This window comes from Dolichospermum sp. LEGE 00240 (assembly GCF_015207875.1).
Taxonomy (GTDB): Bacteria; Cyanobacteriota; Cyanobacteriia; order Cyanobacteriales; family Nostocaceae; genus Dolichospermum; species Dolichospermum gracile.
The window spans coordinates 18,458-34,940 of record NZ_JADEVZ010000054.1 but is presented as its reverse complement, the minus strand read 5'-3'; the positions used below and the strand labels follow the sequence as shown (position 1 = coordinate 34,940).

Here is a 16,483-nt window from a genome sequence, read left to right as displayed (position 1 = left end):
AAGTAGGGGAAGTAGGGGGAGTTGGGGAGAAATTTCATTCTTCATTCTTCATTCTTCATTCTTCTAAGGTGTTTGGGTGGCGATCGCTAATTTTGCCCCTTTTACCTGCCGTACCCGATCCATAACCATCACCACTTGACCATGACTAGCACTTTGATCAGCATTGATAATAACTACTACTTCCGTATTTTTATCCATTAATTCCTGTACTTTTACTGGTAAAGTCTCAAGAGTGACTGGCTGGCGATTTAAACTCAAATCCCCTACTGAATCTACAGTAACAGTAATTGGTGCGGCTGATGATTGGGCTTTGGCTGTGGCGGCTTTAGGTAAATTGACTGGCAAGCCTTCAGAACGATGTAAAAATAAAGTGGACATAATGAAAAATGTCAAAATAGCAAAGATGACATCAATCATCGGCACAATATTAATCTGGGCTGGAATTTCCGGTTCATCTGGTAGACGCATAGGATTTATCTCCCTCCCCTCTTTCATAATGACGACGATACAGTAATTCTAGCTGACCACCATATTCTTGAATCCAAGCAATTTGCCGCAAATACAGACCGCGAAAACTATTGGCAAAAAATAAAGTAATAATAGCTACAACTAATCCCGATGCTGTAGATACCAAAGCTTCACTAATCCCAGAGGTAACACCGGCGGTTTTTGTCCCCCCCACATCACCAATATCTAACGATGCAAAGGAAGTAATTAACCCCAAAACTGTCCCTAGCAATCCTAGTAAGGGGGCTAAACCAATAATTGTATCAAAAATGTTTTGAAACCTTTTTAATAAGGGGATTTCTGCCTGTGCCTCACTTTCCAAGGCCAAGCGAAATTCTTCTGGGTTGGCTTCTTCCAATTCTAAAGCCGCTAAAAAGATGCGGGCGATCGGTAAATCAGTATTTTTATGTAAGATGTTTAAAGAGGTAACTACATCACCTTGACGATAAGCATTTAACACCTGCTTGACTACGCGATTTTGACGACCGCTAATTCCTATCCAAAAGGTAATCCGTTCTAGAATGAGAGCAATTCCTAAAACGGAAAAAAATAGCAGTGGCCACATCACTACGCCACCAGCTTTGAATAAGTTAGTAATTTCCATTGACTGTTTTGCTAATTCTTGACACAGCTAGATTAACAGATTTTTGTAGCATTAATTTTCTACTACATCTTGTAAATCCTTTAATCCTGAAACTCTTTTCAGTCAAGACTTGTAAGTTATTCTCCTAGGTCTAACTCACGTGAGTTCGACATAACGATAATTTGTGGAAAACTCACCCCACGTAAGAGTCTCAAGCCCTTATGATCTCGTTGAAAAAATCATAACTCCGTTCGCGTAGCGTCTCCGAAGAAGAAACTCCGAACTCCTAAATCCGAACTCACGTGAACTCAGGTAGATACTATAGGCGATCGCCCTCATTAGCTAAAACCCTTTTTCCTCCTGAACTCCTGATAGCGCAGCGTGGCGTTAGCCATACTTCTAGCCCTACTTACCCTCCGTAATTTTCAATGTATAAGGTAGAGATTCATTGTCCTTGTAAGAACCAATCCAGATTTGATACGTACCTGGTAGCCATTCCCCAACAATACCAGGGTTTTTACCGTCAAAGTCATCATTGCACCAAGTTCCACCGGGTCCTTTAATAATCATGGTTGTATCATTAGGACTAGGACTGTCAATAACTAATTTTAGGTATTCAAATTTACTCGTCAGTTTCAAAATATGGTCTGGAGTTTGATCCATAAATCCTTGACAGGGGCCAGTTGGTTTTGTTTCTACTTTTCCTGCTATTTTGCTTCCTGGTACTGAACCACCACTCATTCCCCTGACTGTCAAGGGGTCTGGAGAAAATGGATGTTGAATAGTCACATCTCCAAAAATCGGCGCGGCTGTTTCAGCATTAGCGACTGGGTTAAATCCGGCTGTAATGCAGAGTACAACTATGATTCCTGTAGGAAAAGCTGTTTTTGACATTGCAATTATAGAAGAGTGCTAAATACCTTGGGAGACATGAATTTACGGTCTCAAGTTCCTTTAGATAAAAGACTTGAGTACCGCCGGGAGAATTTAAAGTTCCAGAAAATTCTGACCTAATACCCGGAAATTAATTGTTGTTAATTGCTTGATTTAAGCGGGATTTATCTAAACCAATCTGATTAAGTAGTAGCCAAGACTGAATTAAATCTGGTCCATGTACATCCCCAGTTAATGCGGCTCTGAGCGATCGCATGACTAAGCCTTTTTTCACCTTTTCTGATTTCACGACCTGCTTAATAATATCTTGGGCAATATCCGCTGATAACGCCGGCTGACTTTCTAAAGCTGTGATCATTGCTTGGAGTACAGTCTTCACACCCTCTTGTTGTAGTTGTTGACTGCCTTCCTCAGTCAATTCTACTCCCTCAGTAAAAAATACCTTGGTCATGTCCACAGCATCCACCAACCGAGTCAAACTAGCAGCAATTAACCCCACTAGCTGTTCTAACCAAGGACGTTCTCTCCCCCCAGTAAATTGAAACCCAGCTTTTGACCAGAAGGGAATAACTAAATCTGTCAGCTTATCAACTGGCATATTATGGAGATATTGGCTATTCAACCAATCCAATTTATCCCAGTCAAACTTAGCACCAGCTTTATTCACCCGCTCAAAGCCAAAATCCTTAGCTGCTGATTCTAAATTGAAAATTTCTTGCGTAGAATCCGCTGGCGACCAGCCCAGCAAAGTCATATAATTGACTAAACCTGCCGCCGTAAATCCCATATTCTGAAAGTCGCAAATGGAAGTTACTCCATCCCGTTTCGATAGTTTCCGCCCTTCCTGATTCAAAATCAAAGGTGTATGGGCAAATTCGGGAATCTTCGCCCCTAAAGCTTCATACAACAAAATCTGTTTAGCAGTATTGGCGATATGGTCTTCACCACGAATGACATGAGTAATTTGCATATCAATGTCATCCACAACCACCACAAAATTATATAGTGGTTGACCAGTACCATCACTAGCGGCGCGAGCAATCACCATATCACCACCCAAATCGCTACCACGCCAACTCATTTTTCCCCGGACTAAATCATTCCAGACAATTTCTCGGCTGTCGGTGATTTGGAAACGAATCACAGAAGAACGTCCTTGAGCTTCAAACTCAGCCCTTTGTTCTGGGGTAAGGTGACGGTGACGGTTATCATAGCGGGGTGCTTCCCCTCTGGCTTTTTGCCCTTCTCTCAAAGCATCTAACTCTTCTGATGTGGTGTAGCACCGGTAAGCCAATCCTTGGTCTAGTAATTTTTGAACGGCTTCTTGGTAAAGATGGAGGCGTTGAGATTGAAAAAATGGCCCTTCATCCCAATTCAATCCTAGCCAGCGTAGTCCATCCAGAATATTATCTGTGTATTCTGGACGCGATCGCTCTAAATCAGTATCTTCGATTCTTAAAATAAACTTGCCATCATGGTGACGAGCAAACAAATAGTTAAATACAGCCGTTCTCGCTGTACCAATATGCAGATTTCCGGTAGGACTCGGAGCTATGCGAACTCTGACAGTCACAGTTAATTCTCTCTTTTACAAATCATGATTACACATACTGAAATTAAAACCTCCGAGTTTCCTTGATCAACTCTTTATCTTATATTCAGTATTTGATAACGGGACTGACGGGGCTCGAACCCGCAACTTCCGCCGTGACAGGGCGGTGCTCTAACCAATTGAACTACAGTCCCTTGGGTTTTGCTTAACTTGCACTCTCACTATTATGCCCAGTCTTTTTATATTTGTCAAGTAGTTTGAGAAATTTTTTTTTCAAAGGTAATTTAGCAACAAAATCCATTCCTTGTAGGGTGCGTCAGACCGGATAATTTCACCAAAAATAGATTTCCTCTATGCTGACGCACGGACGCAATTTCCTTTATACTCAAAACGGCTTGATTGTTTGATTCTCAACCTAGGGGTAAAGTTAAACGGGCGGTTAGAAACCGCATCTACACAGACAAAACCCACCTGCGTACCTGAGTTCGCCATAACGATAATTTGTGGAAAACTCACCCCACTTAGGAGTCTCAAGCCCTTATGATCTCGTTGAAAAAATCATAACTCCCTTCGCGTAGCGTCTCCGAAGGAGAAACTCCGAACTCCGAACTCACGTACCTGGGTGGGTTTAAATCTCACCCGTGCTTAGTATATCTATGATTGTAAATGCTTTAATATTTCTAATTGAATTTGTCTATATTGCTGCTTTAACAAGTCTTTACTTATACCGGAATTTGTAGAAGCTTTCATACTCTGACTTTGTTGCACCCAATTTTTGAGATTTTGTGTTTGTAAGGGAGAAATACTAATACTGAACATATTAGTGCAGCAATGTGAAGGTTCCAAGGTAAAGAAAAGTAAGGAATAGGACTCATTTTCCGCCAATGACCACACCAATTTGAGATTTTGGGAATTTTGCATATCCAAGTAACATGGTAGCCACTTAGGGGTAAGGTCATGGTCGTAAAGTAGTGTTATCCATAACAACATCGGATGGGGATGTGTAATAAAAATAAATCGAGTGTAGCGTGTAGTATAGGCATAATTTTGAATTTCTAATTCTGGCAACATTATCCATAAAGAAGCTGTAGATACTTTTTTGTCACTAATGAGTTGAGGAAAAACAATTTTTTGAATTGGTTTATTTTGAGGCCAAGTAAATTGTTGATCAAGTATTATTTTCGGTTTAGATAATTCAGAATTTCCCAAACCTGAAGTTAAAGATGCTTCGTCTAAAGATTGTTCTATTTCATCCAAAATCCGGAGAATTTCCATCATATTTTGGGGACGTTGATCTGGCTTTTTAGCTAAACAATTAATAATTAGATCATTAAGTTGCTTTGGGACTTGGAGACTGGGTTTTATCTCTGATATGTGTTTTGGCGATTCAAATAAATGTACTTGATACCAAGCCCCAAATCCTTCCGCTGGTGGTTGCCAAGGTTTTTCCCCTGTCAACATTTCAAACATGACTACACCTAAGCTATAAATATCCGAACGACTATCTATATCTCCACCGTCCAATTGTTCAGGAGAACAGTATGGCAAAGTTCCGTAAAATTCTTCACTGTTAGTCATTGATTCTGTACTATTGAGAAATTTAGCAATGCCAAAATCCAATATTTTCACTAATTTACCTAAGATGGGATCTGGAGTGACAATAATATTAGCTGGTTTAATATCTCTATGCACTAATGGCTGAATTTTTCCGTCAATATTGACACCTTGATGAGCGCATTTTAAGCCTAAACAAATTTGCCGAGATAGATTGAGAAAACCTGGGACAGACAGAGGAATTAATTCCTTCAAACTTTGTCCAGATAAATATTCCATGACATAATATGGGTTGCCATTACTCGTTACACCATAATCATAAGCATGAACAATATGAACACTTTTTTGGCTTAAAGCTGCACTGAGAAGGGCTTCACGGTTAAAGCTTTCTTGTCTTTGAGTATCAATAACAGTTTGAGATAAAAACTTAATGGCTACTGGTGTTCCTCCTAGCAGCATATCTTCTGCTAAAAATACCTCACCCATGCCACCTCTTTCAATTAATGTTTTAATTTGATAACGGTTGGCTACCAACTCCTGATTTTGTGGAGGCAGGTATGGACTATTATTCACGTTAATAACCTCTACAGTCAAGATGGGATTCACTTTAAATGGCAATGCTAACCTACTTATTTTTAAAAGTTGGGTATTCTGAAGCGGCGTAATAATTTAGTTAGTGGAGATTCAATTTTCAGCTTAAAGGCTAAAATTTGGGTTTGTTGTAGTCTGTTAAAATTATTATCGCTGATTAAAATTAGTGATGGTTGTCCGTCGGGGAGTTTTGCACCTAAGGTTAATCCCTCAATATTATCTAATGATACATCTAAAGTTCGTAAATCTAAGAGAAGTTTTTTTGCTGCTGGCTGGATTTTATCGAGGTCAATTTTAGTAATGCTGTCTATGTTATGGATGTCTGTAGCGTTATTTAGGGAAACTTGAAACAGCAACACTGTAAATCCCAAACCCGTGAAACTTCTTTCTATACTGAGAAAGTTTCCTGCGTTATCAATCGCTAGTAAATCAGGTAAGCCGCTGGCAAATTTACCTGTAGGATTAAACAAGGGTGTCACTGGTTGTGTTTGGTAGAGAAATTCCTGTTCTGGCTGCTGGGTTAAGAGGTTATACTGCAAAATGCGGCAAGAAGTACCAACACCCGATTGGGTTGCTGTCCCATCTTGAATTAAGGCGTTTTCGGTGGCTGTAAAGAGAAGTTTTTGATTCGGTGTAATGGTGAGACTTTCAAAGGCTAAGTTGTTGCGAATACCTTTTTGCTTTTGAGAATCTGGCAAAAATTTATCTGGTATGGATAGGGTATTAATTGTTTGTCCAGAAGCGAGTGCAAATTCTTTAATGAAGGGATTGATGAGTCTGTCTACGTCACCTTCGGAGGAAACAAATATAGTATCTTGATTAGTGAGGGCAATTCCTTCTGTATCAGTAGTATTGGGGAGGAATGGTTGATTATTATCTAATAAGTTCGTTACACCTACGGGAACAACATCGTTATTAGTTAATTTACCTCGACTCAGATCAATTGTTAAAGTATAAAACCGAGGTGGTACTTTTTGCCCTCTGTCATCAGATATTGCATAGTACAAGTTATTTTTGGCATCGTAGGTTATTCCCGATAAACCGCCAAATTCGGTTTTTTGGAAAGTTAAACCTGTGGGTAAGGTGGCTTGACCAATAAATTCTATGCCGGTGATTACGAAAGAAGCAGAAGCAAAATTATTAAACAGCAAACTAATCAGAATTAGTGGAATGGTAAAGATGAGAATTAGGGATAGTTTCCCAAGTTTTGGAAGATGCAACATAGAATAATAGGAGGTAGGGGCGCAGGGCCTGCGCCCAGGTAGAAATTAGGAAGAAGAAGGAAGTTTTAAGTTTTATGTACTTGTGAAAAAACTGACTAGCCAATCTTTGACGGTACGGGTGGCGCGACAGTCATCTTCATTGTAGTCTTGGATGAGTTCTAATAAAGTGCGATCGCCTGTTTCTAACCACTTATCATACCAGTAAATACATTTAGCACCATTGGCTTCTTGTTCACGCCATTCAAACCCCACCCAACGGGCAATGGTTTTCAACGCATAACTATCTATAGGTAAAGCCACACTTTGAATTAATTGTTCATAGATATCAATAAACCGATTCAGGAGAGGATGAATTTGAGTATGAGGTGTGCGATAAAGTTTTCCCAGGCGTTTGACTGTATCTACTTCATAAGCACAAAAATGATAAATTGGTGCTTGGGGATATTGATTCACTAAATTCAGAAATTGCTGCCAAATTAGTGGTTCTTGTTCTGGTTCTTCCGCCAAAAAAGCATAAAACTTTTCAGTATTAGCAACTCTATCCACAACTAAAACACCTAACAGATAATTTAAATTTAAATCTGGCTGGGCTTCAATATCAAAATAAAGTTCAATCGGGGCTGTAAAAGTCAAATATTCTAAAGAAAAGGAATCAGCAAGAATTAAGGGTTGTTTAGTGAATACAGATTGGGCTTGAACAACTAATTTAGCCGCCACATGACTATCAAATCCTGTTAAGTTTTCTAAGGTGCTACGATGGGTCTGTGCCAGTGCTGCTAAAGTTGTAATGTCCAGATTTTGCAGTTGAGTATAGCGAATCGGTGTTACACCTGGCAACAGAGAAAGGTGATCTTGAGATCTCGCTTTCTCATAACAATAATTATACCAGGGACAAAGATTACATTTCTGCCGAGAAATAAAAATCTCTGGCGCTTCCACCGACTCAATAACTTGAATATATGCCCCTAAAATATCCAACATTTGTGGTGTCCATTTATCTAAATCCACCACATAAGTTTTATCTTTATCTCGCAATATCAGCCCAGCTTTCCTCAACACCACATCCTGAACCGTAGCTAAAACTTGGGCGTGAAAAGCAATAACTACCTGATATTCCTGCTTAGGACGTTTACCCAATTCAATATTAACCGGGACATAATTCCAATTGCCGAAACGGGATTTCCCCGGCTGTTTCACAAGCAAATCCGGGCGACTCAGCAAAGTATATCCTTGACGATAGGTAGTTAATATTACCCCACGACGAATATAACTCACCCCTTGCTGCATCAATTCTAGAGTTGATGCTGCTCCCCCTTGCCAATCACCCGCAACATAATCCGGTTCGTAATAACTTAACTTTCTGACTATCCGCTGATGATGAAGATTTTTGTCCTGTTGCACCTTCAACATTAACTCGTTGGTAATCTCCCGCTGAAGATAATCACCATAAACATCTAAAAAAGGTCGCCGCTGACAACGTTGAAACTGTAGTAAAAGTTGAGCATTAATTAACATCCTTTTAAGCTAACAATAATTTAGAAATTACAGGACAATTAAGAATTAAATTGTTCAGCCAAATACTGTAATTCTGGTTTTTCATGTTCAATCACAAACACATTAGAGTAAAGATTGGCAATAACTTGTTTTCCTTGTTGAGTCAAGGATAGATAACGTAGACCATCTGTAATATAAGGGTAAACACTATTCCAATAAAACTTGGCGTAGTTTTTCCGTAAATCTCCAGGATTTTGATATCCCAAAATCTTCGTTACGCCTGTTTCTTCAAACTCATAGTATAAACTAGTGATTTTTTTCAAATAACGTGGGTCACTTAACTGACCAATTAAATCTGCCGCACGGACTAAACTAGCAAAACTATGGGCATCGTGATGATCATCTAGCGCAGGTACGGGAAATCTAGTCAATTCAATATTACTTTTAATTACTTCAGCATCAATCAATGGATGTCCACCAAAACGTTCATCAATAAATTGTTTAGATCTATCCACATGATAGTGAGTAAGACTGGCATCGGAAGCACCAACAGGCAGGGAAATCATGTCACCACCCTGACCGGTAGCGTATAAACCCTCAGATTCCTGATCTTGGCGACAAACACCTTTGACATAACCAATATCATGACAGAGCAGGGAAATAATGCAATGCAGCCAATCCTCGCAGGAAACCCCACCCTCACGGATATGTTTACCCCGCAAAATTTCCTGTCCTACCAGAGTAACCAGTACAGAATGTTCAACATTATGGTATAAAGCATCGCTGTTGGCGATATTTTCCAACGCCATATTACCAGCCCAAGCAATAATGTCTTGATAATTCGTGTTTAACCCACCGTAAGTCCGTTGGTATCCTTCCCGGACTTGACTAACAAAAGCATTAATTATAATTTCAGTGGTATTGAACATACGGAGTTCTCAAACTATATTTTAATATAAGTAGGTTAGCGTTGAAAATTGTTGTTATGGCAAGGTATTGTTGATTGACACTGTAGAAAGGGAAATGTTTACAACTGACAAACAATTATTTTCCCAGTTTACATGATTTTCCTCGGTTTTGGCTAATTTAACGTTTTGCTCCCCCAGAGCGGCATTAAACCTACGTGAGTTCGACATAAGGATAATTTGTGGAAAACTCACCCCACGTAGGAGTCTCAAGCCCTTATGATCTCGTTGAAAAAATCATAACTCCGTTCGCGTAGCGTCTCCGAAGGAGAAACTCCGAACTCACGTTAAATCTATAATCCCGATTGGCAGCAAAATTAAAGTGTAAATCGGTTTTTGTGGATTTTTGCAACTCTTAATCATTTATCTGCTCATTTTTGGGCTAGATATTGCTACACTGAATTTCATACAAAATCATAATTGTTGTCTGCTACACCTTGTGAAAGCATAAGAATCGGCTTTCTGGTGTCATCAAGAAAAGAAAGATAAAAGAGCAAATCAAAACATGGTAGAATCCCTCAGAAAACCAAGCTCTGACGAAATCCGTTTTGGAGTTAAGTCCCCGGCGAAGGAAACCCTTTTAACACCAAGGTTTTACACAACCGATTTCGATGAAATGGCGCGGATGGATCTTTCCATCAATGAAGAGGAACTAGCAGCTATTGTGGCAGAATTCCGCATTGACTACAACCGCCACCACTTTGTTCGGGATGCTCAGTTTGAACAATCCTGGGAGCATATTGACGGGGAAACTCGCAAACTGTTCGTTGAATTTCTCGAACGTTCTTGTACAGCGGAGTTTTCCGGTTTCTTGTTATACAAAGAACTCGGTCGCCGCTTAAAGGATAAAAGTCCTCTCTTAGCTGAAGGCTTTAACCTGATGTCACGGGATGAAGCCCGTCACGCTGGGTTCTTAAACAAAGCCATGTCAGACTTTAATCTTTCCTTAGATTTAGGGTTTTTGACAAAAAGCCGTAGTTATACCTTCTTTAAGCCCAAATTCATCTTCTACGCAACCTATTTATCTGAAAAAATTGGTTATTGGCGTTATATCACCATTTATCGTCATTTAGAATCCCATCCTGAAGATCAGATTTATCCAATTTTCCGTTTCTTTGAAAACTGGTGTCAGGATGAAAACCGTCACGGTGATTTCTTTGATGCGGTTATGAGAGCGCAGCCACAAATGTTGAACGACTGGAGAGCGAAACTCTGGAGTCGCTTCTTCCTGTTGTCAGTATTTGCAACTATGTATCTCAATGATATTCAACGCAAGGATTTTTATGCTTCCTTGGGATTGGATGCACGAGAGTATGATATTCATGTCATCAAGAAGACCAATGAAACCGCCGGTAGAGTCTTCCCAGTGATTTTGGATGTTGAGAACCCAGTGTTTTATCAGCGTTTAGATGTTTGCGTCCAAAATAACGAAAAATTGGCAGCAATTTCTAGCTCTAATACTCCCAAATTCTTGCAATTCTTCCAAAAATTCCCAATCTATGTATCCCATGGTTGGCAGCTATTACAATTGTATCTAATGAAGCCTATTGATGCGGCTTCTGCTCACGGACAAGCTCGTTAATTTGAGTTGAATTTTTGCTTGAGGAGGTGGTTTTGTCTTGGACAAAACCACTTTTTTTATAAGAAGATAAGTAGGGTTTGCTGAAAAAGTTGTCTGTGAGGGGAGGTGACAGGTGATAGGTGATTGACAGTTTCAACTATCTGGATATCCTCAATTTTCTAAATCCCACCCAGAAAAATACACCAATTTTGAGACTCCATTTGTCAAAACCTTGCACTTTCTTGTGATAAAAATCAGCGAAACCTTTATTAATAAACGGTTTTAGCTTTATATGGCTAACGCCACGCTACGCTATCAGCAAACCCTACTTAGGCTAAAAACCCCGAAATTGGTCCCTAAAAATCCCCAAAATTTTTATGTTCCTGGCTTTCCTCAACAAATTAAACGATAATCTGCTGAATTTTGCTGTATCTATCACTTTTCTCCGACAGTCCACCAAGCCAAAGCATAAGGTTGAATAGCTTCATTAACCTGCTTTTTAAATTGCACCCGAATCTTATAATTACCATTAGCAGGAACTGAACAAAAAATATGTTCAACACTATCAACCTCACTTACAGAATCACAAACAACAAGTTCATTATTTCTCACCAAATAAACATCAAGATTATTTAATCCTTTATCTATAAATGTTTCCCCTATATCATATTGCTGGTTCTTGTCTTTATCATCCAATTCCACCAAACGATCCCAACTTAAAGTAATAGCCACGAAACTATTTTGTTTCAAACCCTTTTCCAAAGTATATTCTCTAGAAGAATTAGCATTAACAGCACCATAATTCCAACCAATAGACGGAACTGGTGCATCAGGCTTCCATTCACCACCATTCAATTGTTGATAAGCTCGAAAAGCATTTAAATGACCTGCTCCCATTTGAGCATCTAGGGGAATTTTGGGATTTTTATCAGCGTCCGTTGCTAACCAATCTTGATTTTGTTTATCAATTAAAGTCCTCGTCATTCCCAACCGTAAACCATCACCACTATCTTGAATCTTGTCTGCAGAATTGAGTAATATTGCTTTCATGACTTGATGACGACGAGCATCAATAGTCCAATTTGCTTGTTTAGTTCGTAACTGTCTATCCACGAATTCCTGTAATAATGCTACAGTAGCAGTAACCTGTGGTGCAGCAAAACTCGTACCTGTAGATTTATTTAACTTACCATCAAGATTAAGTAAAGGAATATTAGTCCCAGGAGCAACCAAACTAATTCCACTTCTCCCACCAATATTAAACTCCTTCCCTGCTAAACGATTTTCTATACCTTGGTTAATACTCGCCAAGTTAGAAACGTGAACTTTATTAAAAATTCCCTCGCGTTCTGAAGAAAAAGCCACATTAATTGCGTTAAAATTATCTGTAGGAATGGGAATCCCGCCTTTACCTTGATTGCCAGCAATGGAATAGACAACATCATGAACACGACTAGACCAGTCAATACATAATGTTAGTAAAGCATTACCATCTAACATAGCTTCTGGTCGGGGATCACGTTCCAGAGGTTCACCAAAACTAAAATTAATCGCCCGCACATCAGCACCATTTTGTAAAGCAATATGCTGTGCCGATAAACACTCCTCCGGTTGGCCAATTTTTTTTGTAGATCCGACAGCAGAAGAATACAGTCTGGCGTTTGGTGCGACACCAGGAAAAGCCTTATCTTGACTTACCATTACACCAGAAACATTATAGGCATGAGAATCAACACCAACATTCGACTTAGCCGGGACATTGCGTAAAAAAACTGCAAATGGAGATACAGCCCGATTTTTAGATACGGCTTTATCCCAGCCAAACATCCCCGGACGACCAATTTCTACTTGACCAATGGCAATTTTTCGCCCAGTCAAATTATAAGGAGCTTGATGTAGTTTCAGTGCATCAATACCGTTAGCACCTAAAAAATTTGCACCCTTGACACCAGCAAAGACGGGTACAGTCAAGCAGGAAAAACCTAAACTCCAAAAAATTAGCCAATGTTTATTCATATTTTGAGGGAACAGGTGACAGGTTACAGGTGACAGGTGACAGGTTACAGGTGCTACGACACGGGGACAGGTGACAGGTGACAAGGAATCATTTCTACATTGTCTCTGTACTCTGTAGCTTAGTTATTCCGTAATTTGTCCGTAACTCATCAGAGAGCAGTTTTCTGGAAAATTTGAATTTTGAATTAATTTTTAAGAATTTATCCATATTTTGTTACGATACTTACAGACGAAGACGCTTAAAACCCACTAGCCATGACCCAAAATTCATCTCAAAAGCCTATAGTTATCGCTCCTTCTATCCTATCAGCAGATTTTAGCCGGCTGGGTGACGATATTCGCGCCGTAGACAAAGCGGGAGCAGATTGGATTCACGTTGATGTAATGGATGGACGTTTTGTCCCTAATATTACAATAGGTCCTCTGATTGTGGAGGCGATTCGTCCAGTTACAACCAAACCACTGGATGTCCACTTGATGATTGTGGAACCAGAAAAGTATGTAGAAGGTTTTGCTAAAGCTGGTGCTGATATTATTTCTGTCCACGCAGAACACAACGCTTCTCCTCACCTACACCGCACCCTCGGACAAATTAGAGAACTCGGTAAGAAAGCTGGAGTTGTACTCAATCCGGGTACACCTTTAGAGTTAATTGAATATGTCCTAGAATTGTGCGATTTAGTGCTAATTATGAGCGTTAACCCCGGTTTCGGTGGTCAAAGCTTTATTCCTAGCGTAATTCCTAAAATCCGCAAGTTGCGTCAAATGTGCGATGAACGCGGTTTAGATCCTTGGATTGAGGTTGACGGGGGACTAAAAGCTAATAATACTTGGCAGGTTTTGGAAGCCGGTGCTAATGCTATTGTAGCGGGTTCGGCTGTGTTTAATGCTCCTGATTATGCTGAGGCGATTACCAATATCCGTAACAGTAAGCGTCCGACTCCAGAATTAGCTGCTGTTTAATTTAATACTTGTGATTAAGTAAAACTTAGATCCTCGATTTCTTTGAGAAGTCGGGGATTTATTTTATTTTTTGTAACCCATAGGACTTACGCACTATACAAATTAACCATGATGTGAATGAACGAAAATCCGTCGTTTCAGGCTTTAGGCGATTAACTTCTGTTCAATAGCGAACTGCTTGCAGCAGCGCTTCGCCATCGCTCAAAAATAATCAAAAAATCACGTTAAAATACCCAAAACCCATACCTCATATTTGGTTGATCCTGTCAATGCGTAAGTCCTAACCCATATTCTGCAGATGTGACTTTTCTCCCACAATCCGAATTAATTCCCCTATCAAAGCGACAATTGCAGTCATAGAAATTAACATTACACTTAAAGCATTAATATCCGGTTTAACTCCGGTTCTAATGCGGCTAAATATTTCCATTGGTAAGGTATTAGTACCACTTCCCGCAGTAAAACTAGCAATTAAAAAATCATCCAAACTCAATACAAAAGCCAATAAACACCCAGAAATAATTCCTGGCATTAATTGAGGTAATAAAACTAAAATAAAAGCTTGTGTTGGTGTCGCACCTAAATCTAAAGCTGCTTCTTCCAAATGGGGATTAATATTATTCATCCGCGCAGACACTACCAAACCAACATAGGATAGACAAAATACGATATGGGCGGCGATAATAGTCCATAGACTCAAAGGAATAGCAAAGGCTGCTAAACATACTAGGGTAGAAACAGCGATCGCAATATCAGGAATTAATAACGGTAAATAAGCAATTCCCTGATATAATTTCTTACCAGGAAAGTCATAACGTGCCAACCCCACGGACATTAATGTTCCCATAACAGCAGAAACCCCCACAGCACAAAAGGCTACCACCAAACTATTATATAACCCCGATAAAATCCGGTCGTCATTCAATAATTTTCCGTACCATTCTAGGGTGAAACCTTGCCATGTACCACTGTAAGGTGACTGATTAAAACTATAAAAAGCCAGTACCAGGATTGGTAGGTACATAAACACAAATATGACTAGTGCAAAAACCACTTGCCATGAAACACGCGGTTTATTTATTTGTTTGTATATATTCATCTTGCTTAATAATGCAAATATTTGATTATCTTAGTAGGTAGGTGAACACAATAAAACCAATCTGTGTAAAGAAAAGTAAAATCGCCCAAACTCTCTTCACTCTGGCCCCTTGCCTTGCTATAACGACGATTTTCAATTCTAACCTAGTTCTATTATACTTATTTTTCGTGTTTAGTCAAGTTAAAAAATCTAAAATTTAACTAATTATTTTGTCTAATATATTTCTTAAGTAGCATATATTTACCCTACCCAGGGTAGACAAAAGATATCAAATAAAAAGCATAAGATTTAGTAGTATCATAGAGGAGGGCGATTTTTCTATCTTTAGCTATTTCTGTATTAGTTGTGCAATTTATTTTCAACTAACTGGAAATAGGAATCTAATGTTTTAGGAGATTGATGATGAAAATTGCTCAGGTTTCCCCACAGTGGGAGAGAGTACCCCCACCAGCTTATGGTGGCATAGAATTGGTAGTGGGGTTATTAACTGATGAATTAGTCCGTCGAGGACATGAAGTGACATTATTTGCATCAGGAGATTCTTTAAGTCTAGCTAAATTAGTATCAGTTCATCCCCAGGCTTTAAGGCTAGATCCTACGATTAAAGAGCCAGCTATTTATGAAATGTTGCTATTAGCTTCAGTTTATGAACAAGCAGAAAATTTTGATATCATCCATTCTCATGTAGGACTAGGAGCGCTAGTTTATGCCAATTTAGTCAAAACTCCTACAGTTCACACTTTACATGGAATTTTTACTTCAGATAATGAAAAAATCTTTAAATATGGCAAAAAACAGCCTTATATTAGTATTTCTAATTCTCAAAAAGAACCCCGGCTAGGATTAAACTATGTAGACACTGTTTATAATGGCATTGATGTTAGTAGTTATGAATTTTATCCCCAACCAAATGAACCATCTTATTTAGCTTTTTTGGGGAGAATGTCTCCAGAAAAAGGACCGCATTTAGCAATTGAAATCGCTAAAAAAACTGGTTGGAAGTTAAAAATAGCAGGTAAGGTAGATTTAGTAGACTTGGAATATTTTGACCAAAAAATTAAACCACATATTGATGGTAAACAAATTGAATATTTAGGTGAAGCCAATCATCTGCAAAAAAATGCCCTTATGGGGGGTGCTTATGCAACTTTATTCCCCATTACTTGGCGAGAACCTTTTGGATTAGTTATGGTAGAATCAATGGCATCAGGGACACCTGTAATTGCCATGCGAATGGGTTCAGCAGAGGAAGTGATTGTGGATGGTGAAACAGGTTTTCTTTGTAATAATGTGGCAGAATGTATTAATTCCTTGGACAAAATCAGTAACTTAAATCGTTACGCTTGTCGTCAATATGTGGACAAAAATTTCAGTGTTCAGCAGATGACTGATGGTTATGAAGCAGTTTATCGCCAGCTAATTGCCGAAAAATTAGCTCAACAAAATGGTTTTTCCCGCAATGTTTTAGTTACTTAGTAGGG

General features: G+C 39.2%; 13 protein-coding genes and 1 tRNA gene. 3 read left to right on the top strand and 11 right to left on the bottom strand.

Annotation, left to right across the window (positions count from 1 at the left end; genetic code table 11):
* Positions 1-63: 63 nt before the first annotated feature.
* The 9 genes from IQ226_RS17160 to IQ226_RS17120 all read right to left on the bottom strand — a co-directional run bounded on the left by IQ226_RS17160 (position 64) and on the right by IQ226_RS17120 (position 9,327).
* Positions 64-468 carry a biopolymer transporter ExbD gene (locus IQ226_RS17160; RefSeq protein ID WP_193897244.1) on the bottom strand — a complete coding sequence of 135 codons (405 nt, stop codon included), beginning with the start codon at positions 466-468 and terminating at the stop codon, positions 64-66.
* Positions 452-1,111, bottom strand: coding sequence for a MotA/TolQ/ExbB proton channel family protein (locus IQ226_RS17155; RefSeq protein ID WP_193897242.1), 660 nt, complete (start codon positions 1,109-1,111; stop codon positions 452-454). The genes IQ226_RS17160 and IQ226_RS17155 overlap by 17 nt, the downstream gene beginning before the upstream one ends.
* A gap of 384 nt (positions 1,112-1,495) precedes the next feature.
* Positions 1,496-1,984 (bottom strand): hypothetical protein, encoded by a 489-nt coding sequence (locus IQ226_RS17150; RefSeq protein ID WP_193897240.1) that lies wholly within the window; start codon positions 1,982-1,984, stop codon positions 1,496-1,498.
* Positions 1,985-2,114: 130 nt separating this feature from the next.
* Positions 2,115-3,557, bottom strand: coding sequence for a glutamate--tRNA ligase (gltX, locus tag IQ226_RS17145; protein WP_193897238.1), 1,443 nt, complete (start codon positions 3,555-3,557; stop codon positions 2,115-2,117).
* Between the two features lie 99 nt (positions 3,558-3,656).
* A tRNA-Asp gene (locus IQ226_RS17140) sits at positions 3,657-3,730 on the bottom strand.
* 460 nt (positions 3,731-4,190) lie between these two features.
* Positions 4,191-5,663, bottom strand: coding sequence for a serine/threonine-protein kinase (locus IQ226_RS17135; RefSeq protein ID WP_193897236.1), 1,473 nt, complete (start codon positions 5,661-5,663; stop codon positions 4,191-4,193).
* Positions 5,664-5,725: 62 nt separating this feature from the next.
* On the bottom strand, positions 5,726-6,904 hold the full coding sequence (locus IQ226_RS17130) for an esterase-like activity of phytase family protein (RefSeq protein ID WP_193897234.1): 1,179 nt from the start codon (positions 6,902-6,904) through the stop codon (positions 5,726-5,728).
* Between the two features lie 72 nt (positions 6,905-6,976).
* Positions 6,977-8,419: a TM0106 family RecB-like putative nuclease gene (locus IQ226_RS17125; protein WP_193897232.1), complete on the bottom strand. Its 1,443-nt coding sequence runs from the start codon at positions 8,417-8,419 to the stop codon at positions 6,977-6,979.
* A gap of 38 nt (positions 8,420-8,457) precedes the next feature.
* Complete coding sequence (locus IQ226_RS17120) at positions 8,458-9,327, bottom strand: Npun_R2479 family HD domain-containing metalloprotein (RefSeq protein WP_193897230.1); 870 nt, start codon at positions 9,325-9,327, stop codon at positions 8,458-8,460.
* 541 nt (positions 9,328-9,868) lie between these two features.
* On the opposite strand from IQ226_RS17120, the gene acsF reads away from it, so the two are divergent.
* The gene (gene acsF, locus IQ226_RS17115) at positions 9,869-10,945 is read left to right on the top strand and encodes a magnesium-protoporphyrin IX monomethyl ester (oxidative) cyclase (protein WP_193897228.1); all 1,077 of its coding nucleotides are present in this window, start codon (positions 9,869-9,871) and stop codon (positions 10,943-10,945) included.
* A gap of 414 nt (positions 10,946-11,359) precedes the next feature.
* Here acsF and IQ226_RS17110 read toward each other — a convergent pair whose 3' ends face one another.
* On the bottom strand, positions 11,360-12,940 hold the full coding sequence (locus IQ226_RS17110) for a S8 family serine peptidase (RefSeq protein WP_193897226.1): 1,581 nt from the start codon (positions 12,938-12,940) through the stop codon (positions 11,360-11,362).
* Between the two features lie 255 nt (positions 12,941-13,195).
* Between IQ226_RS17110 and rpe the strand changes: the two genes are divergently transcribed.
* Complete coding sequence (gene rpe, locus IQ226_RS17105; RefSeq protein ID WP_193897224.1) at positions 13,196-13,903, top strand: ribulose-phosphate 3-epimerase; 708 nt, start codon at positions 13,196-13,198, stop codon at positions 13,901-13,903.
* Positions 13,904-14,183: 280 nt separating this feature from the next.
* Here rpe and IQ226_RS17100 read toward each other — a convergent pair whose 3' ends face one another.
* Positions 14,184-14,927 carry an ABC transporter permease gene (locus IQ226_RS17100; protein ID WP_228039517.1) on the bottom strand — a complete coding sequence of 248 codons (744 nt, stop codon included), beginning with the start codon at positions 14,925-14,927 and terminating at the stop codon, positions 14,184-14,186.
* A 477-nt stretch (positions 14,928-15,404) separates the two neighbouring features.
* Between IQ226_RS17100 and IQ226_RS17095 the strand changes: the two genes are divergently transcribed.
* The gene (locus tag IQ226_RS17095) at positions 15,405-16,478 is read left to right on the top strand and encodes a glycosyltransferase family 4 protein (RefSeq protein WP_193897246.1); all 1,074 of its coding nucleotides are present in this window, start codon (positions 15,405-15,407) and stop codon (positions 16,476-16,478) included.
* Positions 16,479-16,483: the final 5 nt, after the last annotated feature.

Coding starts and splice junctions, on each gene's coding strand:
- IQ226_RS17160 (WP_193897244.1), bottom strand. CDS start 468: ATGCGTCTACCAGATGAACCGGAAATTCCAGCCCAGATTAATATTGTG.
- IQ226_RS17155 (WP_193897242.1), bottom strand. CDS start 1,111: ATGGAAATTACTAACTTATTCAAAGCTGGTGGCGTAGTGATGTGGCCA.
- IQ226_RS17150 (WP_193897240.1), bottom strand. CDS start 1,984: ATGTCAAAAACAGCTTTTCCTACAGGAATCATAGTTGTACTCTGCATT.
- IQ226_RS17130 (WP_193897234.1), bottom strand. CDS start 6,904: ATGTTGCATCTTCCAAAACTTGGGAAACTATCCCTAATTCTCATCTTT.
- IQ226_RS17125 (WP_193897232.1), bottom strand. CDS start 8,419: ATGTTAATTAATGCTCAACTTTTACTACAGTTTCAACGTTGTCAGCGG.
- IQ226_RS17120 (WP_193897230.1), bottom strand. CDS start 9,327: ATGTTCAATACCACTGAAATTATAATTAATGCTTTTGTTAGTCAAGTC.
- acsF (WP_193897228.1), top strand. CDS start 9,869: ATGGTAGAATCCCTCAGAAAACCAAGCTCTGACGAAATCCGTTTTGGA.
- IQ226_RS17110 (WP_193897226.1), bottom strand. CDS start 12,940: ATGAATAAACATTGGCTAATTTTTTGGAGTTTAGGTTTTTCCTGCTTG.
- rpe (WP_193897224.1), top strand. CDS start 13,196: ATGACCCAAAATTCATCTCAAAAGCCTATAGTTATCGCTCCTTCTATC.
- IQ226_RS17100 (WP_228039517.1), bottom strand. CDS start 14,927: ATGTACCTACCAATCCTGGTACTGGCTTTTTATAGTTTTAATCAGTCA.
- IQ226_RS17095 (WP_193897246.1), top strand. CDS start 15,405: ATGAAAATTGCTCAGGTTTCCCCACAGTGGGAGAGAGTACCCCCACCA.